Genomic DNA, 26,189 nt, shown 5'->3' on the forward strand with positions numbered 1-26,189 from the left:
ATCCGCCCTGCCTACCCCACCCCACGCCGGCCGTGAGGGGTCAGTAGATCGGCGAATGCACCCGGCAGAGGCCGATCTACTGCCTACTCACCGACCGCGGGGGCCCGGCGTGAACGGCGACGGGCCGAGGTCGGCGAGCAGCGCCTGCAGGCGTGCGTACGCCTCGGCGCGGTACTCGACGATGCGTGCGACCTCCTCGGGCGAGTGCTCGCCCGTGAACCCGCGGCCGTTCTTGGTACCGTGCCCGCCGGCCTCGACCGTGCGGGTCAACAGCGGCGGCGTCGCGAATCGCTCGCCGAGGCCCGATTCGAGGATGGCGAAGCCCTTCTCGTAGACGTCGAGTCCGGCCATGTCGGCGATCGCGAAGGGCCCGAAGAACGGCAGCCGGAACCCGAAGGTCGTGCGCACGATCGTGTCGACGTCCTCGGGAGTCGCGACGCCCTCGTCGACGATCGACAGCGCCTCCTTCAGCAGGATGTACTGCAGCCGGTTGAGCACGAAGCCCGGTACGTCGGCGACCTCGGCGCTCTCCCGACCGGCGCGGGCGAGCAGATCCTTGACGACGGGGATGACGGCCCGATCGGTGTGCGCACCGGTGACGAGCTCGACCCCGGGGATGAACGGCGCAGGGTTGCTCCAGTGCACGATGAGGAAGCGCTCGGGCCCGGTGACCGCCGTCTCCATGACGTGCACGGGGATCGTCGAGGTATTGCTGCCGATGATCGCGTCGGGCCGGGCGACCGCCGAGATGCGCGCGAGCACCTCGTGCTTGACGCCGGGCACCTCGAACACGGCCTCCTCGATGAAGTCCACCCGTTCGGCGGCCTCCTCGATCGACGCGGCGATGGTGAGGGATGACTCGAGGGCATCGGTGCTCCCGGCCGCGAACATCCCCTTCGCCTCGAACTCCTCCGATTCTCGCAGCAGGCGCTCCCGGGCGGCACGCGTCGCGGCCGCGTCGACGTCGGCGATGACGACGTCGATACCTCGAATGGCGAGTGACTGGGCGATCCCGCCCCCCATGTAGCCCGCTCCGACGACGGCGACGGACTCGATCTTCTCGATCATTCTTCACTCCTTCGATTCATGGTGGTGACGGCCCGGCCGCGCGCGGCGACGAGCGCCTCGAGATGCGGCCCGTCGGGCAGGATGACGCGGGTGAGGCCGAGCCGGGCGATGCGCGACCCGAGCGAGCGCGCGATCGCGTCGGCCGAGCCGATGAGCACGAACGGGCACTCGGCGAGGGAGCGCGGCTCGATCGACCGCGTGCGACAGAGCGCCTCCTCGTGGGCGGCGACGTCCGTGTCATCCGTGACGATCACGGTGTCGACGAACACCGAGAGCTCGGGCATCGGCCGGCCGGCGTCGCGCGCGGCCGAGCGCACGACGTCGATGGAGGCGAGCAGATCGGTGTCGGTGGTGCGCAGTCGACGACGCCCGTCGTCGCCCGCGGGGTCGCTCGCGCTGATGCGGCCCGCCGAGCTCGGAGCGTTCAGGTCGATGCGGTCGGCGTAGCGCCCGCCGAGGCGGAGCAGCCGCTCGGAACCGCCGCCGACGAGGAGGCGTGGCGGAACACTCGATTCCGGCGACAACGGCACACGGTCGGCGACGAAGCCGCTCCCGCTCGCTGATGCGATGCCCGCGTCGAACTGCTCGCGGGCGAAGCGCACGGCGGACTCGAGACGCGTCATCCGCTCGCCATAACCCGGCATCGTGTCGCCGAGCGCCTCGAACTCCTCGGGGTTCCAGCCCGCGCCGAGGCCCGCGACGACGCGGTCTCCTCCGACGAGGGCGGCGAGCTGGGCCGCGTGCCGCAGCACGAGCGCCGGGTGGACGATGCCGATGTTGGCGACGAGCGAGCCGACGCTCAACCGGGTCGACAGGGTCGCGATGGCCGCGAGCAGCACGAAGGTATCGGGCGGTCTCGGCGTCGACTCCCGGTCTCGCCCCGGCGAGAAGAGGTGATCGGTGACGACGACCCCGTCGAGGCCGAGCGCCTCCCACCGGTCGACACGGGTGCGGAGGTCGGCGAGGTCGGTGACCCCGCGCGCCTGCACGAGCAGCGTCATCGCACGGCCGGAATCCACACGCGCATCGAGGAAGACCCCCGGTTGGCCCACGCGTAGTACGGGATGAGGGTGAGCGGCACCGACCGGTCGCCGGTTTCGGAACCCGCGGCGATCCGGTACGGCCAAGCCGACTCGGGCTCGTCGATGACGGCGGCCGTCGTCGTGAGGGTCGGGATGCCGTCGAGGACGCCGCTACCCGGCTGCACCGAGAGGGCGTCCGCACCGCTCCATCGCACGCGGTCGAGGTCGAGGTCGGGCTGATCGACCGACTCGATCGCGTAGACGAGCGGCCCGCGCTCGACGGCGACGCTGCCGCGCACGTCGTCGATCCGAGGGTCGGCCGTCACGATCCGCGCCTCCATCGGCAGTTCCAGGCGTACGACGTCGCCGGCGCGCCAGACCCGGGTGAAGGACGCCCGGCCCGGGCCGTGCACGTCGGCTCCGTCGGGCGTGATGACCGCGACGTCGTCGGCCCAGCCCGGAATCCGGACGGACAACGTCCACTCCGCGTCATCCGTCTCGACGACCCGGATCGACACCGTGCCGTCGAAGGGATAGCCGGTCTCGACGGCGAGGCGCGCCCGGCGCTCCTCGCCGAAGACGACGTCGACGGTGCCGTGCACGAACTGGTGGAGCTGCACGCCCTCGCCGTCTACCGTCGCGACGTACCCGCCGAGGCTCGCGATCGTGCGGGCGAAGTTCGTCGGGCAGCACGACGTCGTGTACCAGGAGGCGCGGGTGCCGTCGGTGCGGCGGAGGCTCTGACCGGGCTCGGGCTCGACGCCGGGCGAGCGGCGGTGCAGTGTGTTGACGTAGAAGAAGGTGAGGCCGTCGAGCGAGGGCGACGAGATGACGCTGTTGTAGAGCGTGCGCTCGATGATGTCGGCGTACCACTCCTCGCCCGTCGCGAGGAGGAGCCGCCACGCGAGATGGATCGACGCGATCGCCGCGCACGTCTCGGCGTAGGCGCGGTCGGACGGCAGTTCGAAGTCCTCGCCGTACGCCTCGCCGTGATGGTTCGACCCCATGCCGCCCGTGAGGTACGTGCGCCGTTCGAGCGTGCGGTCGTACTGACGCCCGACGGCCGCGAGGAGCTCGCGGTCCCCGGTCTCGACGGCGACGTCGAGGGCGCCCGTGGCGAGGTACAGGGCGCGCACCGAGTGCCCGACGAGCACCTCCGCATCGCGCACGGGCACGTTGTCCTGGTAATAGTCGCGCCCGCCGTACATCGTGTCGCGGAGGCTCTGGTGACCGCGGCGCTCGACGAACAGGCGGGCCTGTTCGAGGTAGCGCTCCTCGCCCGTCGAGCGATAGAGCTCGACGAGGGCCGTCTCGATCTCGGGATGACCGCAGATCGCCTCACGCCCTCCCTCGCCGAACTCGCGGCAGATGTGGTCGGCGAGTCGCCGACCGACCTCGGTGAACCGCATCGCCGTCGGGTCGAAGGCACCGAGTGCGCGTTCGACCGCGACGACGGCCTGCAGGGCATGACCGGCGCAGTAGAGCTCGTGACCCCACTCGAAGTCGGTGTACCGATCCGGCCCGCCGTCGTACCCGTAGAACGTGTTGAGGTAGCCGTCGTCCGCCTGCGCGCTCGCGACGAGATCGACGAGTTCCGCGAGACGCGCACGCAGCTCGGTCGACTCCTCGCGCACGATCTCCCACGCCATCGCCTCCATCGTCTTGTAGATCTCGGAGTCGGTGAAGAGCCGACCGACGCGATCGGTCTCGAGCGTGCCGCGCACGGCGGCCCGGAAGTTCTCGACCCACCCGACGCGTTCGAGCGACGAGTCGCAGTGCGGGATGAACGAATCGCGGTTCATGCTCTGCTGGTGCGCCCAGAAGCCGCCGTCGATCGTGACCGACGTGGTGTCGAGCGGGGTGAGTACGGTGCGGGCGACGGGTGCGGCGGGCGCGATGCGGTGCTGCGAGGTCATAGGGGTCTCCGAGTCGTTGAGGGGTCAGCCGCGCACGGCGCCGGCCGTGAAGCCGCGCACGTAGTGGCGCTGGAGGAGGATGAAGATGAGCAGGCACGGAACGGCGGCGACGACGATTCCCGCCTGGAGGGCACCGAGGTCGATCGCTCCGAACTCACCGCTCCGGAGACTCACGAGAGCCACGGGCAGGGTGAACGAGTCGCCGTTCGTGAGGAACAGGAGCGGTGTGAGGAACTCGTTCCACGACGCGATGAACGCGAACATGCCGACCGTCACCATCGCGGGGGTGACACCGCGCAGCAGGACCCGGCGCAGCGCCCCGAAGCGCGACAGTCCGTCGATGAGCGCGGCCTCCTCGAGTTCGCGCGGCAGGCCGTCGAACGCGTTCCGCATCATGAACAGCCCGAAGGGCAGCTGGAACATGACGACGACGAGGCCGACGCCGATGAGCGAGTTCTGCAGCCCGAACGTGCGGAGCATCTGGTAGATCGGGATGAGGATCGTCGGGTGCGGCACCATGAGGATCGCGAGGGCACCGAGGAAGAGCAGGTTCTTGCCCGGGAACGAGAAGCGAGAGAACGCGTACCCGCCGAGCACCGAGACCACGAGGGTTCCGACGACGGCGACGACCGCGACGATGACGCTGTTGACGACGTACGTCTCGAGACCCGCCCCGTACTCCACGAGCCGGAGGTAGTTGTCGACGCCGAAGCCGGGTTCCCCGCCCGTGGCGCGAGAACCATAGACGGAAGTGAAGCCCGACCAGACGAGGGGCGCCAGGAAGAGGATCGCGAGCGGCACGGCCGTCGCGTAGAAGGCGGTGTTCGCCGCTCCGCGGCGGGTGCGGGCGCTCATCGGCGCTCCTCCTCGGTGATCGCGGCACGACGGCCGAAGAAACGTCGGCGGCCCGCGGTGTCGCGGTCGCGGAACAGCGCGAGCTGCAGGGCGTTGATCGCGACGAGTGCGACGAGCAGCACCATCGCGATCGCCGCGGCACTGCCGAGGTCGTAGAGCGAGAACGCCTCACGGAACATCGTGATGACCATGGTGACCGTGCTGTTGCTCGGGCCGCCCGCGGTGAGCACGTAGAACGGCTCGAAGGCGAGGATCGACCCGGTGATCGTCAGCACGAGGATGAGGGCGATCGTGGGCTTCAGCAGCGGGAGCGTGATCTGCCGGAGGATCTGCCACCAGTTCGCGCCGTCGGCACGCGCCGCCTCGTAGACCTCGACGGGGATCGCCTGGAGACCCGTCAGCAGGATGATCATGTTGAACCCGGCGAATCGCCACGTGACCATGACGACGGTCGACGCGAAGGCGTTGTCGGGAGTGCCGAGGAAGTCGGGCACCGGAAGTCCGAAGAAGCCGAAGATGTCGCCGAGAGGGCCGTAGTCGTTGTTGTAGAGCGCATAGAAGAGCAGGGATGCCGATGCGAGACCCACCGCGGACGGCAGGAGGAACGCGGTGCGGAAGAAGCCCACCCCGGGTCGCGCATTCTGCACGAGGAGGGCGAGCGCGAGGCCGATGACGAGATAGATGACCGTCGTCACGACCGTGTACTTGAGCGTGAACCCGACCGAGTCGAGGAAGAGCTGGTTCTGACCGATGGCCGCGTAGTTGTCGGGAGCGTTGAACTCGGGCCGGCCGATGAGAGGCCAGTCGTTGAGCGACATCCAGAACGCGAGACCGAGTGGGACAAGGAAGAGGATGACGATGATGACCGCACTCGGCAGGGCGTACAGCCATCCCGCTGTCGCCTCCCGCCTGCGGCGAGCGCGAGCGCGATCGGTGGTGCTGCGCTCAGGCGCAGCGGTGGACGACGGCATGGTTTCTCTCCGGGTTCGTCGAGGTCGATGAGAGGGATCGGTCCGGCTCACGAGCGCGAGCCGGACCGATCGGACTCAGTTGGCGAGAGAGCTGTTGATGGCGTCGTCGCTCGCTTCGAGGGCGGCGCGGGCGTCACTGCCGAACAGTGCCTCGCGGAAGGCGGTGAGCGCGGGCCCGTTCGGGTCGTTGAACGTCTGGCCGTAGTTCAGAGCCTTCGGCGTGCGGCCGTCGGCGAGGAGCTCGCCGAGGCGGACGACGCGCGGGTCCTCGGCGGAGAACTCGTTGTCGGCCAGGTCGGTGCGCACGCTCAGAATGTTGTTCTGAGCGAAGACGTCGACCTGCGCCTCTTCACCGAGCGTCCATTCGAGGAACTCCCACGCGGCGTCGGGGGTGTCGCACGAGGACGAGATGCCGACGACGTCGCCGCCGACGTACGTGCTCACTCCCCCGTCGACGCCGGGGATTCCCTGCACGCCGATGGTGAGCGCCTCGTTCTCGGCGACGGCTTCGAGGACGGAGTTGCTCGCGAGGACGTAGCCCACGTTGCCCGTGGCGAACACGTCGTTGCGGGTCGCGCCGCTCTCGTTGCGCACGCTGTCGGGCGTCGCACCCGAGACGAACATCTCGTTGAAGATCTCGAAGACCTCGACCGATTCGTCGCTCGAGAGGAGCGACTCGGTTCCGTCCTCACTGAGGGCTTCACCGCCCGAGGCCCAGATGGCCGGGAAGTGGGTGAACGAGATGCTGCCGGCGTTGTTGCCGGTGTAGTACAGGCCGCTGAACTCCGGTCCGAGTGCCGCGACCGCTGCGGCGTTGTCGGCGAGTTCGCGGAGGCTGCCGAGTTCGGCGGAGGGGTCGATGCCGGCACGCTCGAGGAGCACGTCGTTCTGGAATATCGCCGACATGCCGATCGTGTGCGGCACCGAGTAGATGACGCCGTCCTCGGTTCCGAGATCCATGTGGCCGGGCACGAGGGCGTCGGCGAACTCGAGCGCCTCGACGCGATCGGTGACGTCGAGGAAGAGGTTCTGACGCACGAAGTTCGGCATGTAGACGACGTCGGAGGCGAGAACGCACGGCAGTTCGTCGGCGCCGGCTGCGACTCCGACCTTCTGCAGGTAGTTGTCGGTCGGCACGACGGTGAGGTCGATCTGCGTCTCGTGCTCGGCGTTGAACGCGTCGACGAGGAGCTGCGACTGACTCGCGGTCGAGGCGCGAGCCCACATCGTCACCGTCGCGGGCTCGCCGTCGGCGCCCTCTTCGGGCGTGGACGCTCCGCACGCGGTCAGGAGCAGTGCCGAGGCGGCGAGGGCGCCGCCCCAAGCGACAGCCCGGCGAGGGCTGCGATACGTGCTGGCCATGATTCTCCATTCCCGCTCGCGGCTGCGATGCCGCGGAGCACTTCACTGTGTTGGGGGCTGGTGGACGCCTCAGCGATCTGAGCTTCGTCACGGTGAGGCTAACACCGGTCAGATGAGTAATGCAATGAATAGACGAAGAGATCTCGGATTTGCTTGATTCTGCGGCCACTTTGACGCTCAGTGCTGCGGGTTCTTCTGCAACTCATCTGATGAGTTGCAGAAAATGATCTGGCGAGAGTGCCGTCGCTCTGGCAGAGTTGTCGCGTGAACTCCAACACTGACGTGACAGTCCCCTCGTCGTCCTCGGTCACCGAGGACGCCGTCCATCACGTCGAGAAGCTCATCTTCAGCGGCCAGCTCGAAGCCGGCGACACCCTGCCGTCCGAGACCGAGCTCGCCGCGACGCTCGAGATCAGCCGGCTGAGCGTGCGCGAGGCGCTGCGCACGCTGCAGGCGCAGGGACTCGTCTCGATCAAGCAGGGGCGTCGCCCCACCGTCGCGCACCCCACGGCGGCACCTCTCAGCGGCTACTTCTCCGCCGCCGTGCGACGCGATGCCGGGGGCCTCCTCGAGCTCGTCGAGGTGCGCCTCGCGATCGAGGTGCACGTCGCCGCCCTCGCCGCCGGCCACGCCACCCGGGCCGACCTCGCGACGATCGAGATGATGCTCGGCGCCATGAAGGCCGCCGACGACGAGGAGTCGTTCAACGACGCCGACCTCCGCTTCCACGCCGCGGTCGCCTCGGCCGGCGGCAACCGCCTCCTGAGCCTCCTCGTCGAGGCCATGGAGGAGCCGCTCCACGACAGTCGCGTCCGCAGCCTGCGCGGCAACCGCCAGCGTCATCCCGATTCGCTCGACGACCTCATCGCCCAGCACGAGGAGATCTTCGAGCGCATCCGCGCGCGCGACCGCGTCGGTGCGGCCGATGCGATGCGCAAGCACCTGCAGCAGACGCGCAGCGACCTGCGCGCCTCCTTCGCGCTCCCCCTGTCGGACGACCGCGAGTAGCCGCGGAGTCGCGCCTCAGCGGGGCTCGTCGAGCGGCAGCAGGGTACGCAGGTAGTCGCGGTTCGTCGCGCACACCCCGAGGCTGTCGCCGCCGTACTGCTCCATGAGGATGATGCCTCGGAAGCCGAGGTCGACGGCATCGCGCACGACCTGGCGATAGTTGATGAGGCCGGCCTCCATCGTCGTCGGGACCGCGGTGAACCACGTCCGTGCGGCGTCCTCGTCGCGCATGTAGTTCTTGACGTGCCAGTAGTTGGCGTACGGCAGGGTCCTCGCGAACATCTCACGCCAGTCCTCGACGGGGCGGTGCAGGCGGATAAGGTTGCCGATGTCGGGATTCAGTCCGACGTTGTCGAGCCCGATGTCCTCGACGAGACGCACGGCGCTGTCGGCGCTTCCGAGGTACGTGTCCTCGTACATCTCGAGCGACATCGGCAGACCGACTTCCGCGGCGTGCCGACCGAGTTCGCGGAGGCGGGTGACGGCGAGGTCCCAGACATCCCGATCGTCGGGATCGACGGGCCCCTCGGCGGTCCAGAACCAGAGCGCCTTCTTCTGGGCGGCGGTGAACGGCTGATGGAGGCCGGTCGAGAAGACCGACATGCCCCATTCGGCGGCCGCGTCGATCGTGCGGTGCGCATACGCGAGGTTCTGCTCGCCGCGGCCCGGCTGGATGACGCTCTGCCGCTGCACGTGCACCGAGGGGATGCCGACGCCGTGCGAAGCGGCGATCGCGAGGAACTCCTCGCGCCGCGACGGCTCGAGATCGGCGGGCCGAATGTGGCTGTCGGCGAGTTCGGCGAGCGTGAAGCCGACGCGCTCGACCTGCGCGAAGGCGTCGTCCCATACCTCGGCAGGGGCGTCGTGGAAGGTCGTGCCGTCACGGCCGACCGCGGGGATGCCGTGGAGGCACGTTGCAATAGGCCAGGTGTCGGCCGTGAAGGTGAAGTCATTGCTCACGTCTGCTCCGTCGCATTCGGTGAGAGCAGCGCTCGGACCACGCCGTTCCCGTCGTCAATATCCTATAGGAAATAGGTTTCGACGACTCGAGCGAAGCTTAAGACGCGTCGGCGATCGCCCGGCCGCGCACGTTCTCGATGTGAGCGCGCATCGCGGCGACCGCGGCGTCGACATCATCGCCCTCGAACGCCAGGGCGATTGCGCGATGCTCGTCGAGGGCTTGGGCGGCGTCGCTCGGCCCCCGCGTTCCGGCCTGGCGCATCCGGTGGGTGAGAGCACCGAGCGAGTCGTACATGTCGCGGAGGTAGCGGTTGCCGGAGTGCTCGACGATGACGCGGTGCACGTCGCTGTCGCTCTGGAAGTAGCGCTGCGTCAGTTCGACGGGCACCTCCGCGCCGACATGACTGCGCACGGCAGCGGCCGCCGCCCGGTGCGCCGCCATGAGCTCGGCGAGCCGCGGTCGGAGCGACACCCGGTGCGGGAACGCGAGTCTGACGGCCTCGACCTCGAGCATCAGGCGCGCCTCGAAGAGCTCCTCGAGCTGGGCGGCGTCGGGCTGCGGCGCGACGCGGTACCCCTTGAGCGCGACGCGTGTGACGAGACCCGTGCGCTCGAGCATCACAAGAGCCTCACGCACCGGGGTCGGAGAGACGTCGAGGACCTTCGCCACGGTGTCGATCGAGAGCCGCTCCCCCGGTTCGACAGCGCCGTCGACGAGCATGCCGAGGATCGACTCGTAGACGCGGTCGCGGAGGCCCCGACGATCGATGTCGGCAGCAGTGGTGATCGGCATCGCGTTCCCTTCGCCCGGTACCTGTCGCCCGTTGCGGTTGCCCCCTGAGAATACGCGCCGCACCGTCATCCGCCCCACCCGGCCTCGACCCCGGGTCGAGGTGACCACCCCGCCGGAGTGCCGTTCGCGCGCACGAGTGCCCTCAGACCGGCACTCGATCGCACGAACGGCACTCCGCCGAGGGCGCGGCGCAGCGCGCGTCAGCGCGCGACCGGGCGCACTCCGAATTCGGGCGCCGGGCGGTCGTCGGCGACGGGATGCCAGCCGTCGGCGCCGCGCGCATACTCGGCGCGTGGACCGCTCGTGACGATGCTCGTGAGTGCGTCGACGAACCGGTCGACGTCGTCGCTCGACGTGCCGAGACCGATGCTCGCACGCAGGCCGTTGCGCCGCGTCGCGATGCGGTCGAAGAACGGGTGCGCACAGAACCGGCCGGCCCGCACAGCGATGCCGTGCTCGGCGGCGAGAGCCGCGGCCACGAGACCGACCGAGAGCGACGTGAGCTCGATCGTCACGATGCCGACGGCGTCGGTCGCGTCGTCGAAGCCGCCCAGTACGCGCACGCCGTCGAGCGAACGGATGCCGGTCAGCAACCGCTCACGGAGAGCCCGTTCATGCGCCCCGCGGCGCTCCTCGCCGAGGCTCTCGAATTCGACGAGCGCGGCGGCGAAGGCGACGATGCCGAGCACGTTCGGCGTGCCGGCCTCGTGTCGCTCAGGTGAGCGCTTCCATGAGACGGCGTCGGCCGTGACGGTGTCGACGGCGCCTCCCCCGGCGAGGTAGGCCGGGGCTGCGTCGAGCCAGTCGCGGCGCCCGACGAGCACTCCGGCACCGAACGGTGCGTACGCCTTGTGACCCGAGACGGCGAGGTAGTCGATGCCGGTCTCGGCGATGTCGATGCGGCGGTGCGGCACGAACTGCGCGCCGTCGACGGCGATGCGGGCGCCGTGCTCATGGGCGAGGGCCGCGAAGCGCTCGAGCGGAAGCACCTCGCCCGTGACGTTCGAGGCGGCGGTGACGGCGAGAAGCGCGGCCGGGCGCGACGCGAGTTCGGCGCGCAGCGCGTCGAGGGTCTCGTTTATCGTCGAACGCCCCACGACGACGCGACGCGAGCGCCACGGCAGGAGGTTCGCGTGGTGCTCGATGTCGAGCACGACGACGTCGCCGGGAACGGCCGACGCGAGAAGGTTGAGCGAGTCGGTCGTGTTGCGCGTGATGACGACCGTGTCGTCGGAACGCGCACCGACGTGGCGGCCGACGACGTCACGGGAACTCTCGAGCAGATCGGTCGACACGATCGAGGGGTAGCCGCTGCCGCGATGCACGCTCGAGTACCAGGGCAGCACGTCGACGACGCGGCGAGCGACGGCGTCGAGGGCCGGCGCCGATGCCGCGAGGTCGAGGTTGACGTGGCGCACGCGAGCGCCGCCGAGCACGGGAACGTCGAGTGCGGCATCCGTGAGCGTCGCCAGGGGCTCGACCCTGCCGCTCGAGGTGAGCACCGGCGCTACCGCGGTCACGCCGCACGCCTCCCGCTCGGACAGCGCATCATCGCGGTGCGCCGGGTCGAAAGGGGCGCGGTGCGGGTGCGGTCGTCCATGGTGTCTCCTCGGAGTCGGCGCCGTGCGCCGTGGGTGTGGTGCCCCGAGGCTACGACCGGCGCCGCGTGCCGACAATGGCGAGATACTCACGTCGACACGCGGCGCAACATGGAGTCATGTGCGCCGACGACGGGCCCTCACGCCCGACGCAGAATCCGCTCCGTCACGCGCGCCGAGAACGCGAGCGCGTCGACGGGAATGCGCTCGTCGCTCGTGTGGAACTGCGCGAACACGTCGAAGCCCTGCGGCACGCGCAGCGGCACGAAGCCGTAGCCCGCGATGCCGAGACGCGCGAGGTGCTTGTTGTCGGTGCTCGCGGGCAGGAGGTAGGGCACGACGACACCGTCGGGGTCCTCGGCACCGATCGCGTCGGCGAGCACGTCGAGCAGCGGGCTGTCGGCCGGCGATTCGATGGGCGGGATCCACGACACCCAGTCGACGGCGACGTCGTCTCCGACGATACCCTGCAGGGCTGCGGAGATCTCGCCTTCGCTGCCCGGGATCATCCGCACGTCGAGCGCGGCCGAGGCCTCGGCGGGGATGACGTTCGTCTTCGATCCCGCCGAGAGCACGGTCGGCGAGATCGTCTGGCGGAGCCCCGAACCGATGAGCGGTGCAACGACACCGAGCTCGGCGACCCGGGCATCGAGTTCGTCGTCGTCGAGGTCCGTGAGATCGACGCCGCGCTCACGGCCGAACCGATCGAGGAAACCCTCGAGCGACCTCGACCGCACGATCGGGAAGCGGTGATCGCCCACGGCCGCGACGGCACGACCGAGACGCACGACCGAGTTGTCGGCGGTCGGACGCGACCCGTGCCCGGGCCGGCCGCGCGTCGTGAGGGTCGCCCACGCGACGCCCTTCTCGCCCGTCGCGACGAGGTATGCACGACGGTCGCCCTCGATCGGAACCGAGAAGCCGCCGACCTCGCTGATCGCCTCGGTCGCCCCGGCGAAGAGCTCGGGCCGGTTCTCGACGAGCCAGCGCGCACCCCACACTCCGCCCGCCTCCTCGTCGGCGAAGAACGCGAAGATGAGGTCGCGCTCGGGAACGATCCCCTCGCGACGGAAGTGACGTGCGATCGCGAGGATCGTGCCCGCGAAGTTCTTCATATCGACGGCGCCGCGCCCGTAGAGCCAGCCGTCGTGGATCTCGGCGCCGAACGGCGGCGTCGTCCACTCCTGCCCCTCGACGGGTACGACATCGAGGTGGGCGTGCACGACGAGGGCGCCGCGACTCGGGTCGGAGCCGGCGAGACGCGCGACGACACTCCCCCGGCCCGGCTTCGACTCGACGAGCTCAGGTTCGAGGCCGACCTCGGCGAGCCGATCGGCGACGAAGCGCGCTGCGCGCGTCTCTCCGTCGCCGATCGTCTCGGCCACGCCCGTGTTGACGCTCTCGATGCGGATGAGGTCGCGGATGAACGCGAGCGACTCCGCCTCGAGGAGTTCGAGCGCCGCCGTCATCCGTGGTCGTGGGTGCCGGCGAGCTTGAACGCGAGGCGCCCGTGGGCGTACCCGCCGCCCGCGCGGATCGCGGTCGCGACCCATGCGGCCTCGGCGAGCTCGGCCTCGTTCGCCCCGGCCTTCACGGCGTTCTGACTGTGCGCGTCGATGCAGTAGACGCACTGCGTCGTGATGCCGACCGCGAGGGCGATGAGCTCGCGGTACTTGAGCGGGATCTCGCGCCCCTCGGCCTGGAACACGGCCTCGTCGAAGGCGGCGAACGCCGCGAGGATGTCGGGCGTCTCTTTCTTGTAGACGCGCGTGAAGGTCTTGTCGGACTTCTCGAAGTACTCACTCATGACTACTCAGCCTTCCAGGCCGCGACGAGCGAGTCGAGACGCGAGTCGGCTCCGAACGTGATGCCGTGCACCGTGGTCTGCGCGCCGAGGATCGACGTGAGCTCGTGCACGGGGATCTGGTAGTACTGGCTCGCGATGCGTTCCTGGGCTTCGGCGAGCACCTCGGCGCGGGCGACGGGGTCGGCCGTGGCGAGCTGCTTCTGCAGCAGGGCCTCGAGCTCGGGGTCGTCGATCTTCAGGTAGTTGGTCGCGGCCGTAGAGAAGGAGGTGCGCAGGATGTCTCCGTCGGCGCGCGACCCGTTGTGCCACGCGATGTCGAAGTCGCCGCTCTTCTGGCGCTCGAGGAACTCGGGCACGACCCCGCCGACGAGCTCGATCTCGATGCCGACGGCCTTGAGCTGCTGCTGGATGAGTTCGAGCGACGTCTGGTTGGGGCCGAAGTTGGTGATCCACGCGATCGTGAGCGAGAGTCGCTCGCCGTCCTTCTCGCGGATGCCGTCGGAGCCTTCCGTCCAGCCGGCCTCGTCGAGGAGCTCGGCCGCGCGCTCGGGGTCGAACTCGAAGTACTCGCTCTCGTCGGAGGCGCCGGGGGTCGTCGAGGCGAGAGCGCTCGTTCCGACCGCGAAGAGGTCGTTGAGCGCGGTGTCGCGCACCTCTTCGGCGTTGACGGCGGCCGAGATCGCCTCGCGCACACGGATGTCGGCGACGACCGGCCTCGCCTGGTTGAAGTTCAGGCCGAAGAGGATTCCCGGGTTCGCCCGCGAGATGACATCGAGGCTCGACGCCTCGATCGTGTCGACGTCGAGCGGCTGCACGCCGCCGATGACGTCGACCTGGCCCGAGGTCAGGCTTCCCGTGCGCACGCCGGGCTCGGGCACGATCTGGAACGTCACCGAGTCGAGGTGCGCCGCGCCGTCGTTGCCGAGGGCCGCGGGCGCCCACGCGTAGTCGTCGCGCTTCGCGAGCACCGTCTCGACGTCCTTCGTGTACGACTCGAGCGTGAATGGACCGGTGCCGACGAGGGCGGCGCCGTCGGCGCGCTGGTCGAACGGTACGGCGCGGGTCGCCGCCCCGACGATGCCGAGGCCGACCGACGTGGTCGAGTTGGGGAAGGCCGCGTTCGGCGACGAGAAGCGCACCTCGACGGTGTGCTCGTCGACGGCGACGGTCTCGGAGTAGCCGACGAAGGCCGAGACGGCCTGACTGAGCGCACCCGCGGCGATGATGTCGTCGAACGTGCCCTTGACGTCGTCGGCCGTGAGCGGCGTGCCGTCGGAGAACGTGACGTCGTCGCGCAGCACGAAGGTGAAGACCGTCGCCTCGTCGTTCACGGTGTACGACTCGGCGAGCCACGGGTCGAGTTCGCCCGTCTCGGGGTTCTGGTAGAGCAGCGAGTCGACGAGCTGGCGCGTGACGTAGAGCGTGTCGTTGCCCGAGCCCGTGCCCGAGGGGTTGAGCGAGATCGGGTCGTTGGCGACGGCGAACGTGAGCGCGCCGCCTTCGACGACGGCGCCCGTCGACTCCGTGGCGGGTGCGCCCTCGGTGCTCGCGCACGACGTGAGGGCGAGGGTGGCGGCGGCCGTCGCCGCGAGCGCGGCAAGGACGATGCGGGATCGTCGGGTCATGGTGTTCCTCCTGGTGGGATGCGGGATCTGGTGGGATGCGGGATGTCTGTTGTGCTGTGAATCGAAGGCCGCGCGTCAGACGCGTGCCCCGGGGATCGCGTCGAGGAGCTCGCGCGTGTAGTCGTGTCGGGGATTCTCGAAGACCTCGGTCACGGTGCCCGACTCGACGATGCGACCGCGTCGCATGACGCCGACGGTGTGCGAGATCTGGCGGACGACGGCGAGGTCGTGCGAGATGAAGAGGTAGCTGAGACCGAACTCGCGCTGCAGGTCGGCGAGGAGCGTGAGGATCTGGTGCTGCACCCGCACGTCGAGCGCCGACACGGGCTCGTCGAGCACGACGAGCTCGGGCGAGATGGCGAGCGCTCGGGCGATCGCGACGCGCTGGCGCTGGCCGCCCGAGAGCTCGGCGGGCGGGCGCGATGCCGCGGCCGCCGGAAGCGCGACGACGTCGAGCAGTTCGGCGACCCGCGCCCGCCGCTCGGCTCGCGAGCCGATGCCGAACGCGTCGAGCGGGTCGGCGATGATGTCGCCGACCGAGAGGCGCGGGTTGAGCGAGGCGTAGGGGTTCTGGTGCACGACCTGCACCCGGCGACGGAACTCGCGGAGCGCACGCCCCGAGAGGTGCGTGATGTCCTCGCCATCGAACACGATGCGTCCGGCGGTCGCGTCGGTGAGTCGCAGGGCGAGCCGCGCGGTCGTCGACTTGCCCGAACCCGATTCGCCGACGAGCGCGAGCGTGCGACCACGGGGGATCTCGAAGCTCACGCCGTCGACGGCGCGCTGGGTGCCGCCGCCGCTCGATCGCGGGAGAGCGAACTCCTTGACGGCGTCCTCGACGATGAGCACCGAATCGCGGGGAGGCACTGCGGCGTCATCCGTCACGATGAGCGGAGCCGAGCGCGCGTTGAGGCTCGGGGCGGCCGCGATGAGCGCCCGCGTGTACTCGTGCGTCGGCGTCTCGAGCACCTCGGTGGGAGTGCCCGTCTCGACGACGACCCCGTCGTGCATGACGATGATGCGGTCGGCGCGATCGGCCGCGACGCCGAGGTCGTGCGTGATGAGGAGCACGGCCATGCCGAGCTCGCGGCGCAGGTCGTCGAGGTGGTCGAGGATCTGCCGCTGCACGGTCACGTCGAGCGCGCTCGTCGGCTCGTCGGCGATGAGGAGCGCCGGCCGCGCGACGATCGCGATGGCGATGAGCACGCGCTGACGCATGCCGCCCGAGAGCTCGTGCGGGTACTGGTCGGCCCGCAGCTCGGGGTCGTCGAGACCTGCGGCGCGGAGCGCGTCGATCGCGCGCACGCGGGCGTTCGTGCGGTCGGCGAGGCCGTGGATGCGGAGCACCTCTCCGACCTGCGCGCCGATGCGCGTGACGGGGTTGAGGCTCACCGTCGGGTCCTGCGGCACGAGCCCGATGCGGCGTCCGCGCACGCGACGCAGGTCAGCGCGCGAGGCCCCGACGAGGTCGTCGCCCTCGAGCACGACGCGTCCCGCCTCGATCCGGGCGGCCGGGGCGAGCAGCTGCACGATCGCGTGCGCCGTCGTCGACTTGCCCGACCCCGATTCGCCGACGATCGCGACGGTCTCGCCCGCGTCGATCGAGAGCGAGACGGAGCGCACGGCACTGATGACGGTGCGGCCGGGCCGGTACGACACGGCGAGGTCGGCGACCTCGAGCACGGGGCGGGGGGATGACTCGAGAGCACTCATCGGTGGCTCCGCCCTTCGGCGTCGAGGGCTCGCGAGAGCCGGTTGGCGGCGAGCACGGTGAGAGCGATCGTCGCGCCGGGGAGGGTCGTGAGCCACCACGCGTTCCGCAGGAAGTCACGGCCGGCGGCGACGAGCGAGCCCCACTCGGGCGCGGGCGGCTGGGCGCCGTAGCCGAGAAAGCTGAGCGACGAGACGGCGAGGATCGCGGTCGCGAACTCGAGAGCCGCGAGCACGATGACGGGCCCGGCCGAGTTCGGCAGCACGTGACGCACGAGGGTGCGGCCCCAGCCGTTGCCCGAGGCCCGCGCGGCTTCGACGTAGACCGAGTTGCGGACGCGCAGCACTTCCGAGCGGAGGATGCGGGCGACGGCCGCGACCGACGAGATGCCGACGGCAATTGCGACGTTGACGGTGCCGAAGCCGAGCGCCGTGATGATCGCGAGGGCGAGCAGGAGGCTCGGGATCGAGAGCAGCACGTCGACGACGCGCATGATGAGGTCGTCGACCCACGAGCCGACGAAACCGGCGAGCAGGCCGAGGGCCGATCCGACGACGAGCCCGACGCCCACGGCGATCGCCGCGGCCTGGACGGTGAGCGCCGTGCCGTGCACGACGCGCGTGTAGAGGTCGCGGCCGAGCTGATCGGTGCCGAACCAGTGCGCGGCCGACGGGCCCTGCAGCTTGTCGGCGGGAACGCCCGCGAGCGGGTCGCCGGGCGCGAGCAACCACGGAGCGAGGGTCGCGACGATGACGACGGCGAGCCACACGAGCGAGGCGACGAGCACGGGGCGCGAGGCGAACCAGCGCACGCGGTCGCGGGCTGCGTCGCGGCGCTCCGGTCCGCGGCGCTCGGCGACGGCGTCACCGAACCGGTCGGCGGATGTCGCGGCGAACGTGTCGCTCGAGGTCTGGGCGCGCGGCGGCGCGAGGGCGGCGGTCTCGCTCACGAGCGGACTCCTTCCACGAGTTCGCGGGGTCGTTCGGCAGCCGCCGTGGGCAGCGCACCGTCATCCGTCGTCGGCCCTCCGCCGTTCGTCGCGCGGGTCTTCCGCGACCGACGACCGACGGTCACGATGCGCGGATCGAGCAGCGGATAGATGAGGTCGACGAGGAGGTTCACGACGACGAAGACGACCGCGGCGAAGACGACGACGCCCTGCACGACGGGGATGTCCTGCTGCTGCACCGCGCTCGCCGTGAGCCGGCCGATGCCGGGGCGGGAGAACACCGTCTCGGTGACGACGGTGCCCGAGAGCAGCTGCCCGACGACGAGGCCCGTCACGGTCAGTGCCGGGAGCGCCGCGTTCCGCAGCGCGTGACGGAGGTGCACTCGCGCACGATCGGCGCCCTTCGACCATGCCGTGTCGATGTAGGGCTCGCGGAGCGTCGTCGAGAGGCTCTTCGAGAGCAGCTGCGCGATCATCGCGCCGGTCGGCAGCGAGAGCGCGATGGCGGGCAGCACGATCGACGCGAAACCGGAGTCGCCGACGGCCGGGAAGAGCGGGATGCCGAACGAGAACCACTGGATGAGGAGGAGGCCGAACCAGAATCCGGGGATCGCGACGCCGAGCGGCGGGAGCGCGAGGAGGGTGTTCGCGAGCCAGCGGTGCCGCGTGTAGTTCGCGGCGATCGCGATGAGGGAGCCGAGGACGACCGCGAGCACGAGTGCGGCCGCGGCGAGCACCGCCGTCGGACCGAGCGCCTCGCCGAGGATGACGGTGACGGGCCGACCGGTGACGAGCGAGGTGCCGAGGTCGCCGCGCAGCACGCCGACGAGCTGATCGGCGTACTGCACGATGAGCGGTCGGTCGAGGCCGAACTGGGCGCGGAGGGCGTCGAGCTGAGCCTCGGTGAGGTCGTTGGCGTCGGCGCCCGCGAGGAGGCGGACGGGATCTCCGGGCAGGGCGTAGAGCACGAGGAACGAGACGGTGTACGCCGCCCAGAGCACACCGACGGCTTGAGCGAGCCGCACCGCGAGATAGCGGATCACGCGCGCTCCTCCGCCGGCGTCCAGCCGAGCTGCGGGGCGACGAGCCCCGCGACGTCGGCGATGATCTGGCGGTAGTCGTCGATGCCGAACTCGTACGGCAGCTCGATGCGGAGCTCGTCGACCTCGGCGAGCGCGGCATCGGCGGCGAGTGCCTCGGCGATCTCGTCGGCGGGCCCGATGAGGTCGCGCGCGAAGAGCGTGCGCCGCTCGCCGTGCGGAGCGAGTGTGCGCTCGTAGCGGGATGCCGCGTACTCGCGGTACTTCGCGCGCGTCGCCCGGTCGGCGCTGTCGGTCGGCACGATCACGCGACCGAGCGCGATGCGCGAGACGCGGTCGCCCGCGGCCCGCCGGTACCGGTCGATGACGGCGCGTTGAGCCGTCGCGAAGTCGTCGCTCGTCTCGCCCGCGACGATGTTGCCGACGAGCAGGCCGAGGCCGTGGCGGCCGGCCCACTCGGCCGAGCCGAGCGAGCCGCCGCCGTACCAGAGACGTCCGGCGAGACCGGGGCTGTAGGGCTGGAGGCGGGGCCGCTGCGTGTTGCCCGGCGAGTGGATGACGGTGTCGCCGTCACCCAGGAAGTCGCCGCGGAGGTTGTCGAGGAGCCGCTCGATGCGGGCGTGCGAGAAGTCGTTCGAGCGCCAGTCGGCGTCGAAGACGCGCTCGCCGATGAGGTCGGCGTGCGGCGGGGTGCCCGCGCTGAAGCCGGCCTGCACCCGGCCGCCCGATAGCACGTCGAGGGTCGAGAGGTCCTCGGCGAGGCGGAACGGGCTCTCGTAGCCGATGGGGATGACGGCCGTTCCGAGTTCGAGTCGCCGCGTGCGCTGCGACGCCGCGGCGAGGAAGACGACGGCCGACGAGATGCCGTGCTCGAGGTGGCGCTGGCGCACCCACGCACCGTCGAAGCCGAGGGCCTCGCCGTGCTCGAAGAGCGCGAGCGTCTCGTCGAGGCCCACGGCGGGGGCGTCGTCGTCGTAGTTGCCGGGCGTGAGGAAGGCGAGCGAGCGCACGGCGACCCGTGGTCCGGTCTCGGCGTGCGTCTCTGGTGCGGGCGTCGTGATCGTCATCCCGTCCTCCTCCTCGGTCGTGGCCCCGTCGGCTGACGGCAGCGGGGTCAACGCTCGCCCCGATCGGTCGCGCGACCAAGCCGCGCGACGCCCGATGACCGAATGTGAACCGCGTATGACGTCACATGAAGACGTGTGTCGGGCGGCGGCGAATCATGACGTTCCTTCGCGCGCGTGACGGCGGGTGAGCGCAGAGTGGGAGCTCGCACGAGTCACGCTCCGGTCTTGCCGGGGCCCCGATCAGGAGAACGACACCCATGACGCTTCCTCTCGCCGTCGCCCTCGACGGGGCCGGTTGGCACCCTGCCGCGTGGCGCGAACAGAACGCCCGACCGCGCGACCTCTTCACCGCGCGCTACTGGGCCGACCTCGTGCGCACCGCGGAGGACGGCGGCATCGACCTCGTGACGATCGAGGACTCGCTCGGGCTGCAGTCGTCGGCCTTCGGCCGCCCCGACGATCGGGTCGACCAGGTGCGCGGTCGCCTCGACGCGTCGCTCATCGCGTCGTTCGTCGCTCCCCTCACCAACCGCATCGGTCTCGTGCCGACGATCACGACGACGCACCCCGAGCCGTTCCACGTCGCGACGACCGTGCAGACGCTCGACTACGCGAGCCGCGGTCGTGCGGGGTGGCGTGCGCAGGTCTCGGGCAGTCCGTTCGAGGCGAAGCACTTCGGCCGCCGCGAGTTCCCCGAGTTCACGATCGAGTCGCTGCGCGGCCCCGCGGGCGAAGCGGTTCTCCGAGAGCTCTTCGACGAAGCGGCCGACGCGATCGAGGTCGTTCGCCGACTCTGGGACAGCTGGGAGGATGACGCGATCATCCGCGACGCCGCGACGGGCCGTTTCATCGACCGCGAGAAGCTCCACTACATCGACTTCGCGGGCGAGCGGTTCTCGGTGAAGGGCCCGTCGATCACGCCGCGTTCCCCGCAGGGTCAGCCCCTCGTCGCGGTGCTCGCGCACCAGACGATCCCCTACGAACTCGCCGCGCGCGGCGCCGACATCGTGTTCGGCACGCCTTTCGACGAGGCGGGTGCCCGCGGCATTCTCGGCGAGATCCGCGACGCGGAGTCGCGGGTCGGGCGCACGGGCCGACCGCTCGAGGCCTGGGCCGATGTCGTCGTCGTGCTCGAGGAGACGACGGCCGCGGCACGCGCCGTGCTCGATCGCCTCGACGAGCGCGCGGGTGCTCCGCTCGCCTCCGACGCCCTCGTCTTCGCGGGCACGCCCGCCGACCTCGTCGACCTGCTCGAGAGCTGGAGGGCGGTCGGCTACACCGGATTCCGGTTGCGGCCCGCGCGTCTTCCCGACGACCTCCGCCAGATCGTCGAGCACGTGCGCCCGCGGGTCGCGGCGCCGGCCGACGCCCCCACGCTCCGCGAGCGACTCGGCTTCGAGCCCGCCGCGAACCGCTACACCGACACCGAGGAGAACGCAGCATGAGCACCGCGAAGCGCCAGGTCCACCTCGCCGCGCACTTCCCCGGCGTCAACAACACGACGGTGTGGACCGACCCGCGCTCCGAGAGCCAGGTCGAGTTCTCGTCGTTCGAGCACTTCGCGAAGAACGCGGAGCGCGGCTTCTTCGACTACCTCTTCCTCGCCGAGGGACTGCGCCTGCGTGAGCACAAGGGCCGCATCCACGACCTCGACGTCGTCGGTCGCCCTAACACGCTCGCGATCCTCGCGGCGGTCGCCGCCGTCACCGAGCACATCGGCCTCGTCGGAACCCTGAGCTCGACGTTCAACGAACCGTACGAGCTCGCCCGCGCGCTCTCGAGCCTCGACCACCTCTCGAACGGCCGGGCGGGCTGGAACGTCGTCACGAGCTCCGACGCCTTCCACGGCGCGAACTTCCGTCGCGGCGGGTTCCTCGAGCACTCCGAGCGATACACGCGCGCCGACGAGTTCGTCTCGCTCGCGAAGGAGTGGTGGGACTCCTGGCGGGCCGACGCCGTCGCAGCGGATGCCGCGAGCGGGCGTTTCCTCTCCTCCGACGACGCCATCGGCGAGGTCGTGCACCGCGGTCGTCACTTCGACGTCGCGGGCCGCTTCACGACGCCGCGGAGCCCGCAGGGCTACCCCGTGATCGTGCAGGCCGGCGACTCCCCCGACGGCCGTGACTTCGCCGCCCACCACGCCGAGGTGATCTTCTCGCTCCACACGGAGTTCGAGGACGCCCAGGCGTTCTACGCCGACGTCAAGGGACGCCTCCCGGGCCGCGGTCGCACTGAGGACTCGCTCAAGATCCTCCCCGCCGTGGGCTTCGTCATCGGCGACACCGCGGCCGATGCCGCCGAGCGCGCCCGCGAGGTCGAACTCGCCCAGGTGAGCGGCCAGACCGCGATCGCCTTCCTCGAGCAGGTGTGGGGCCGTGACCTCACGGCCTACGACCCCGAGGGCCCGCTGCCCGACGTCGAACCCGACATCGAGGGCCAGAACATCACGCGTGGCCGCGTGCGTCACGTCACCGACATCCCCGGCGTCGTCGCCGCCTGGCGGCAGAAGGCCGAGGCCGAGAACCTCTCGATCCGCGACCTCGTCATCAGCCTGTCGTCGCGTCGCGGTTTCGTCGGCACCCCCGACCACATCGCGAGCGAGATCGACCGCTACGTGCAGAGCCGCGCGACCGACGGCTTCGTCGTCGTCGGTACGACGAACCCCTACGGCCTCGACGAGTTCGTCGACCGCGTCGTGCCGCTCCTCCAGGAGCGCGGCGTGTACCGCACCGAGTACCCGGAGGGAGCGACGCTGCGCGAGAACCTCGGGCTGCCGGCGCTCGAGTCCGACGCCGAGGAGGCCCGTCATGTCGGTTGAGACCCTCACCGCCCCGCCCGCGACGACCGCGCGCACCGCGCAGCGCGTACCGCTCTCGGTGCTCGACCTCGTACCGATCTCGAGCGGCGAGTCGAGCGGCGACGCGCTCCGCAACACGATCGACCTCGCGCAGCGGGCCGAGAGCTTCGGCTTCGCGCGCTACTGGCTCGCCGAGCACCACCTGAACCCGGGTGTCGCGGGCTCCGCGCCGCACACCCTCCTCGGCATCCTCGCCGAACGCACGTCGACGATCCGGGTCGGCACGGCAGCGACGATCCTCGGCAACTACGAGGCCCTGCAGGTCGCCGAGGCGTTCGGCACCCTCGGCACCCTCTACCCGGGTCGCACCGACCTCGGCCTCGGTCGCTCCGGTTCGCCGTCGACGGCACCCGCGCCGCCCGCCGAGCCGCCCGTGACGACGAACCGCCTCGTCGACGGGCTCGTCATCCCGCCGAACCGGCCCTTCCGCTTCAACACCGAGCGCTTCGCGGTGCAGGCGCGACTCCTCGGCCGCACGCCGGGCGACGCCGACCGCTTCAGCCAGCAGGTCGCCGACCTCGCGGACTTCTTCGCGGGCAGCTACGACGCGGGCGACGTGCCCGTCACGGTGCAGCCGGCCGAGGGCAGCGACGTCGAGCTCTGGGTGCACGGCTCGACGGCGGGCGAGAGCGCCCGCATCGCGGGTCGCCTCGGGGTGCGCTTCGGCGCGAACTACCACGTGCAGGGGAGCGGCGTCCTCGACGCCCTCGCCGAGTACCGCGCTCATTTCCAGCCGTCGGCGACCCTCGACCGCCCGCACACGACGGTGTCGGTCGATGTCGTCGTCGCGGCGACCGACGCCGAGGCGACGCGCCTCGCGGCGGGCTACGCCGACTGGGTGCTCTCCATCCGCGAGGGTCAGGGCGCGATCGTCTACCCGACGCCCGAGGAGGCGCGAGGCATCGATGCCCTCTCGGCCGCCGAGCTCGCCTCGGTGCAGGATCGCCTCGACACGCGACTCGTCGGCAGCGCCGAGTCGGTCGTCGGGCGCCTCGAGACGCTCCAGCGCGTCACGGGTGCCGACGAACTGCTCGTCACGACCATCACCCACGACCACGCCGCTCGCGTCGAGTCGTACCGTCTGCTCGCCGAGGCCTGGGGCGATGCCGGAACGCTCTGAGGCGCTCGCCTCCCGAACGGATGACGGTGTGCGCGCCGTCCACGGAATCCGCGTCGGCCCCGCACCGACCCGTCCGAGCACGGCGTATCTCGACCGCGCCGCGGCCGACGCGGAGGTCGCCGCGAGTCGGGCCGAACCGTTCGAGTCGTCGTTCGCGGGGGCATCGGCCGAGCTCCTGACCGCGATCGAGTCGGCCACGACGACGCTGCTGCCCCGAACCTCCGAACTCGCGCGCACGATCTTCGACCTCGCCGAGACCGGGTTCGCCGAGCATCGGAGCGTCGACGCCATCCGCACGCTCCTCGAGGCCGAGGGAGTACCGGTGCGCGTGGGCGTGTTCGGTCTCGACACGGCGTTCGTCGCCGAGCTGAGGGACGGCGTTCCGGTCGAGCCGGAGCTCAGCGCACCGGGTCACACCGCGCACGCGCCGACGATCACGATCTTCGCCGAGTACGACGCTCTGCCCGGCATCGGTCACGGGTGCGGGCACAACCTCATCGCGGCATCCGCGATCGGGTCCTTCCTCGCCCTCGTCCGCGCCGCAGCCGCCGGCATCCCCCTGCCCGGCCGCGTGCTGCTCTACGGCACGCCCGCCGAGGAGGGCGGCAACGGCAAGGAGCTCCTCGCGCGCGCCGGGGCCTTCGACGCCGTCGATGCGGCCATCATGGTGCACCCGTTCGGCTACGACGTCGTCGACCAGCCGTTCATCGGGCGACGCATCGTGCGCATCGTCTACAACGGAGTCGCCGCCCACGCCTCGGCCTCGCCGTTCCAGGGCCGGAACGCCCTCGACGCGGCCGTGCTCAACTATCAGGCCGTCGGTCTCCTGCGCCAGCACCTCCCGCCGGGCGATCGACTGCACGGGATCGTCGTCGACGGCGGCGAGCGCCCGAACGTCGTGCCGGAGCGCGCCGAGCTCGAGTACTACGTGCGCTCCCCCGATCCCGCCGGGCTCCGCGAGCTCTCGTCGCGCGTCGACGACATCGCGCACGGCATCGCCCTCGCGACGGGCACGGGCGTCGAGATCGTGTGGGACCCGCAGCCGTTCACCCTGCCGATCCGCCACAACGCCGCCCTCGGCGAGCGCTGGGCCGTCGCCCAAGCGGCACGCGGTCGCGCCGTGCGGCGCAGTTCGGCCGTTCCGTCGCACCTCGCGGCGTCGACCGACTTCGGCAACGTGAGCGTCCGCATCCCCGGCATCCACCCCGTCATCGCGATCTCCCCGCCCGAGGTGAGTCTGCACACGCGCGAGTTCGCGGCGCACGCGTCATCCCCCGACTCCGACGCCGCGCTCACCGATGCCATCGCGGGTCTCGCGGCGACCGCAGCCGACTTCCTGTCCGACCCCGACCTCCGGGCCGCCGTCGCCGCCGAGTTCCAGGCGGCGGGCGGCCCCATCGATGTGGAAGCGTACTTCTCATGAGCACTCTCGACGACGAACCCGGCGGCACCCCCGTCGTCTACGCCCTGCACGAGAACGCCGACTGGTGGCCGCCGTTCGAGCGCGCCTTCCGCGAGGCGGGCGTTCCCGTGCGCGAGTGGAATCTCGTCGAGGGGTCGTTCGATCCGGCCTCCGCGCCTCCCGAGGGCATCTTCTGGTCGCGCATCAGCGCGTCGGCGCCGAGCCGCGGTCACGACCACTCGAAGGACTACGCCCGCTCGGTGCTCTCGTGGCTCGAGTCGTCGGGGCGTCGCACGGTCAACGGTCGGTCGACGATCGAGTTCGAGGTGAGCAAGGTCGCGCAGCTCGCGGCACTCCGCGCCGCGGGCATCGATGCCCCCGAGACCGTCGCGGTCATCGGCGCCGGCGGTCTGCGTGACGCGGCCCGCCGCTTCGAGGGGCGACCGTTCATCACGAAGCACAACCAGGGCGGCAAGGGCCTCGGCGTCCGCCGCTTCGACTCGGTCGCCGAGTTCGAGACGGCGCTCGACGCGGGTGAGCTCGACGAGCCCGTCGACGGCATCACGCTGCTGCAGGAGTACGTGCGCCCCGCGGGCGGCTTCATCACGCGCGTCGAGATCGTCGGAGGCGAGTTCGTCTACGCGATCGCCGCCGACACCATCCATGGGGGTTTCCAGCTCTGCCCCGCCGACGCGTGCGCGATCGATGCGACGACCGGGCTGCCGATCGCCCCTCCCGGGGCCGAGGCGGCGCCCGAACCGGGTCAGCGACTCTTCACCCTGCGCCGCGACGTCGACACCGCGTTCGCCGAGCGTCTCGCGCAGTTCACTCGCGACCTCGGCATCGAGATCGCGGGGATCGAGTTCATCGAGAGCGCCGACGGCCGCCGCGTCGTCTACGACATCAACACGAACACGAACTACAACGCCGACGTCGAGGCCGAAGCAGACTCGTCCGGCCCCGCCTCGATCGCCCGCTACCTCGGCGCCCTCCTCCGAGAGCGCTACCCCGCCTGACCCCCCCCATGTTGCACTCCGTGACGGTTCGAGACGCAGGGC

At 70.8% G+C, this 26,189-nt stretch carries 22 protein-coding genes; 6 read left to right on the plus strand and 16 right to left on the minus strand.

Annotated elements, in window-relative coordinates; all coding sequences use genetic code 11:
• Positions 1-87: 87 nt before the first annotated feature.
• From BJ972_RS09105 to BJ972_RS09130, 6 genes are all read right to left on the minus strand, one after another.
• Positions 88-1,068, minus strand: a complete 981-nt coding sequence (locus BJ972_RS09105; protein WP_129173656.1) for a 3-hydroxyacyl-CoA dehydrogenase family protein — start codon at positions 1,066-1,068, stop codon at positions 88-90.
• The gene (locus BJ972_RS09110; protein ID WP_129173654.1) at positions 1,065-2,087 is read right to left on the minus strand and encodes an LLM class flavin-dependent oxidoreductase; all 1,023 of its coding nucleotides are present in this window, start codon (positions 2,085-2,087) and stop codon (positions 1,065-1,067) included. Before BJ972_RS09110 ends, BJ972_RS09105 begins: the two co-directional genes overlap by 4 nt.
• A complete protein-coding gene (locus BJ972_RS09115) occupies positions 2,066-4,006 on the minus strand; it encodes a glycoside hydrolase family 127 protein (RefSeq protein WP_129173652.1) in 1,941 nt (646 codons plus the stop codon). The genes BJ972_RS09110 and BJ972_RS09115 overlap by 22 nt, the downstream gene beginning before the upstream one ends.
• Before the next feature lie 24 nt (positions 4,007-4,030).
• Positions 4,031-4,861 carry a carbohydrate ABC transporter permease gene (locus BJ972_RS09120; RefSeq protein WP_129173650.1) on the minus strand — a complete coding sequence of 277 codons (831 nt, stop codon included), beginning with the start codon at positions 4,859-4,861 and terminating at the stop codon, positions 4,031-4,033.
• Positions 4,858-5,832, minus strand: a complete 975-nt coding sequence (locus BJ972_RS09125; protein WP_129173648.1) for a carbohydrate ABC transporter permease — start codon at positions 5,830-5,832, stop codon at positions 4,858-4,860. The genes BJ972_RS09120 and BJ972_RS09125 overlap by 4 nt, the downstream gene beginning before the upstream one ends.
• Before the next feature lie 75 nt (positions 5,833-5,907).
• Positions 5,908-7,194, minus strand: a complete 1,287-nt coding sequence (locus BJ972_RS09130) for an ABC transporter substrate-binding protein (protein WP_129173647.1) — start codon at positions 7,192-7,194, stop codon at positions 5,908-5,910.
• A gap of 264 nt (positions 7,195-7,458) precedes the next feature.
• Between BJ972_RS09130 and BJ972_RS09135 the strand changes: the two genes are divergently transcribed.
• A complete protein-coding gene (locus BJ972_RS09135) occupies positions 7,459-8,202 on the plus strand; it encodes a FadR/GntR family transcriptional regulator (protein WP_129173646.1) in 744 nt (247 codons plus the stop codon).
• Positions 8,203-8,217: 15 nt separating this feature from the next.
• Here BJ972_RS09135 and BJ972_RS09140 read toward each other — a convergent pair whose 3' ends face one another.
• The 10 genes from BJ972_RS09140 to BJ972_RS09185 form a co-directional block, all read right to left on the minus strand.
• A complete protein-coding gene (locus BJ972_RS09140; protein ID WP_129173645.1) occupies positions 8,218-9,162 on the minus strand; it encodes a sugar phosphate isomerase/epimerase family protein in 945 nt (314 codons plus the stop codon).
• 97 nt (positions 9,163-9,259) lie between these two features.
• A complete protein-coding gene (locus BJ972_RS09145; protein WP_129173643.1) occupies positions 9,260-9,955 on the minus strand; it encodes a GntR family transcriptional regulator in 696 nt (231 codons plus the stop codon).
• Between the two features lie 200 nt (positions 9,956-10,155).
• On the minus strand, positions 10,156-11,475 hold the full coding sequence (locus tag BJ972_RS09150; RefSeq protein ID WP_129173642.1) for an aminotransferase class V-fold PLP-dependent enzyme: 1,320 nt from the start codon (positions 11,473-11,475) through the stop codon (positions 10,156-10,158).
• Between the two features lie 218 nt (positions 11,476-11,693).
• On the minus strand, positions 11,694-13,022 hold the full coding sequence (locus BJ972_RS09155; protein WP_129173641.1) for a M20/M25/M40 family metallo-hydrolase: 1,329 nt from the start codon (positions 13,020-13,022) through the stop codon (positions 11,694-11,696).
• On the minus strand, positions 13,019-13,360 hold the full coding sequence (locus BJ972_RS09160) for a carboxymuconolactone decarboxylase family protein (protein ID WP_129173639.1): 342 nt from the start codon (positions 13,358-13,360) through the stop codon (positions 13,019-13,021). The genes BJ972_RS09155 and BJ972_RS09160 overlap by 4 nt, the downstream gene beginning before the upstream one ends.
• A 2-nt stretch (positions 13,361-13,362) precedes the next feature.
• Positions 13,363-14,985: an ABC transporter substrate-binding protein gene (locus BJ972_RS09165; protein ID WP_129173637.1), complete on the minus strand. Its 1,623-nt coding sequence runs from the start codon at positions 14,983-14,985 to the stop codon at positions 13,363-13,365.
• Positions 14,986-15,060: 75 nt separating this feature from the next.
• Positions 15,061-16,698 (minus strand): dipeptide ABC transporter ATP-binding protein, encoded by a 1,638-nt coding sequence (locus BJ972_RS09170; protein WP_129173634.1) that lies wholly within the window; start codon positions 16,696-16,698, stop codon positions 15,061-15,063.
• Positions 16,695-17,645 carry an ABC transporter permease gene (locus BJ972_RS09175; RefSeq protein WP_129173632.1) on the minus strand — a complete coding sequence of 317 codons (951 nt, stop codon included), beginning with the start codon at positions 17,643-17,645 and terminating at the stop codon, positions 16,695-16,697. Before BJ972_RS09175 ends, BJ972_RS09170 begins: the two co-directional genes overlap by 4 nt.
• Positions 17,642-18,688: an ABC transporter permease gene (locus tag BJ972_RS09180; protein WP_129173630.1), complete on the minus strand. Its 1,047-nt coding sequence runs from the start codon at positions 18,686-18,688 to the stop codon at positions 17,642-17,644. Before BJ972_RS09180 ends, BJ972_RS09175 begins: the two co-directional genes overlap by 4 nt.
• Positions 18,685-19,752 (minus strand): LLM class flavin-dependent oxidoreductase, encoded by a 1,068-nt coding sequence (locus BJ972_RS09185; protein WP_129173628.1) that lies wholly within the window; start codon positions 19,750-19,752, stop codon positions 18,685-18,687. The genes BJ972_RS09180 and BJ972_RS09185 overlap by 4 nt, the downstream gene beginning before the upstream one ends.
• A 257-nt stretch (positions 19,753-20,009) precedes the next feature.
• Between BJ972_RS09185 and BJ972_RS09190 the strand changes: the two genes are divergently transcribed.
• Genes BJ972_RS09190 through BJ972_RS09210 form a run of 5 tightly spaced genes read left to right on the plus strand, consistent with a single transcriptional unit; the run spans position 20,010 to position 26,147 of the window.
• Positions 20,010-21,197, plus strand: coding sequence for an LLM class flavin-dependent oxidoreductase (locus BJ972_RS09190; protein ID WP_129173626.1), 1,188 nt, complete (start codon positions 20,010-20,012; stop codon positions 21,195-21,197).
• On the plus strand, positions 21,194-22,570 hold the full coding sequence (locus BJ972_RS09195) for an NtaA/DmoA family FMN-dependent monooxygenase (protein ID WP_129173625.1): 1,377 nt from the start codon (positions 21,194-21,196) through the stop codon (positions 22,568-22,570). Before BJ972_RS09190 ends, BJ972_RS09195 begins: the two co-directional genes overlap by 4 nt.
• On the plus strand, positions 22,560-23,729 hold the full coding sequence (locus tag BJ972_RS09200) for an LLM class flavin-dependent oxidoreductase (protein ID WP_129173623.1): 1,170 nt from the start codon (positions 22,560-22,562) through the stop codon (positions 23,727-23,729). The genes BJ972_RS09195 and BJ972_RS09200 overlap by 11 nt, the downstream gene beginning before the upstream one ends.
• On the plus strand, positions 23,713-25,152 hold the full coding sequence (locus tag BJ972_RS09205) for a M20 family metallopeptidase (RefSeq protein WP_129173621.1): 1,440 nt from the start codon (positions 23,713-23,715) through the stop codon (positions 25,150-25,152). The genes BJ972_RS09200 and BJ972_RS09205 overlap by 17 nt, the downstream gene beginning before the upstream one ends.
• Positions 25,149-26,147: an ATP-grasp domain-containing protein gene (locus BJ972_RS09210; protein WP_129173619.1), complete on the plus strand. Its 999-nt coding sequence runs from the start codon at positions 25,149-25,151 to the stop codon at positions 26,145-26,147. Before BJ972_RS09205 ends, BJ972_RS09210 begins: the two co-directional genes overlap by 4 nt.
• The last annotated feature ends 42 nt before the right edge of the window (positions 26,148-26,189 follow it).

The organism is Agromyces atrinae (genome assembly GCF_013407835.1).
In the GTDB taxonomy this organism is placed as follows: domain Bacteria; phylum Actinomycetota; class Actinomycetes; order Actinomycetales; family Microbacteriaceae; genus Agromyces; species Agromyces atrinae.

Bases quoted from the DNA above. Each gene is read 5' to 3' on its own strand.
- BJ972_RS09105 (WP_129173656.1), bottom strand. From the start codon at position 1,068: ATGATCGAGAAGATCGAGTCCGTCGCCGTCGTCGGAGCGGGCTACATG.
- BJ972_RS09115 (WP_129173652.1), bottom strand. From the start codon at position 4,006: ATGACCTCGCAGCACCGCATCGCGCCCGCCGCACCCGTCGCCCGCACC.
- BJ972_RS09120 (WP_129173650.1), bottom strand. From the start codon at position 4,861: ATGAGCGCCCGCACCCGCCGCGGAGCGGCGAACACCGCCTTCTACGCG.
- BJ972_RS09125 (WP_129173648.1), bottom strand. From the start codon at position 5,832: ATGCCGTCGTCCACCGCTGCGCCTGAGCGCAGCACCACCGATCGCGCT.
- BJ972_RS09130 (WP_129173647.1), bottom strand. From the start codon at position 7,194: ATGGCCAGCACGTATCGCAGCCCTCGCCGGGCTGTCGCTTGGGGCGGC.
- BJ972_RS09145 (WP_129173643.1), bottom strand. From the start codon at position 9,955: ATGCCGATCACCACTGCTGCCGACATCGATCGTCGGGGCCTCCGCGAC.
- BJ972_RS09155 (WP_129173641.1), bottom strand. From the start codon at position 13,022: ATGACGGCGGCGCTCGAACTCCTCGAGGCGGAGTCGCTCGCGTTCATC.
- BJ972_RS09160 (WP_129173639.1), bottom strand. From the start codon at position 13,360: ATGAGTGAGTACTTCGAGAAGTCCGACAAGACCTTCACGCGCGTCTAC.
- BJ972_RS09165 (WP_129173637.1), bottom strand. From the start codon at position 14,985: ATGACCCGACGATCCCGCATCGTCCTTGCCGCGCTCGCGGCGACGGCC.
- BJ972_RS09170 (WP_129173634.1), bottom strand. From the start codon at position 16,698: ATGAGTGCTCTCGAGTCATCCCCCCGCCCCGTGCTCGAGGTCGCCGAC.
- BJ972_RS09185 (WP_129173628.1), bottom strand. From the start codon at position 19,752: ATGACGATCACGACGCCCGCACCAGAGACGCACGCCGAGACCGGACCA.
- BJ972_RS09190 (WP_129173626.1), top strand. From the start codon at position 20,010: ATGACGCTTCCTCTCGCCGTCGCCCTCGACGGGGCCGGTTGGCACCCT.
- BJ972_RS09195 (WP_129173625.1), top strand. From the start codon at position 21,194: ATGAGCACCGCGAAGCGCCAGGTCCACCTCGCCGCGCACTTCCCCGGC.
- BJ972_RS09200 (WP_129173623.1), top strand. From the start codon at position 22,560: ATGTCGGTTGAGACCCTCACCGCCCCGCCCGCGACGACCGCGCGCACC.
- BJ972_RS09205 (WP_129173621.1), top strand. From the start codon at position 23,713: ATGCCGGAACGCTCTGAGGCGCTCGCCTCCCGAACGGATGACGGTGTG.
- BJ972_RS09210 (WP_129173619.1), top strand. From the start codon at position 25,149: ATGAGCACTCTCGACGACGAACCCGGCGGCACCCCCGTCGTCTACGCC.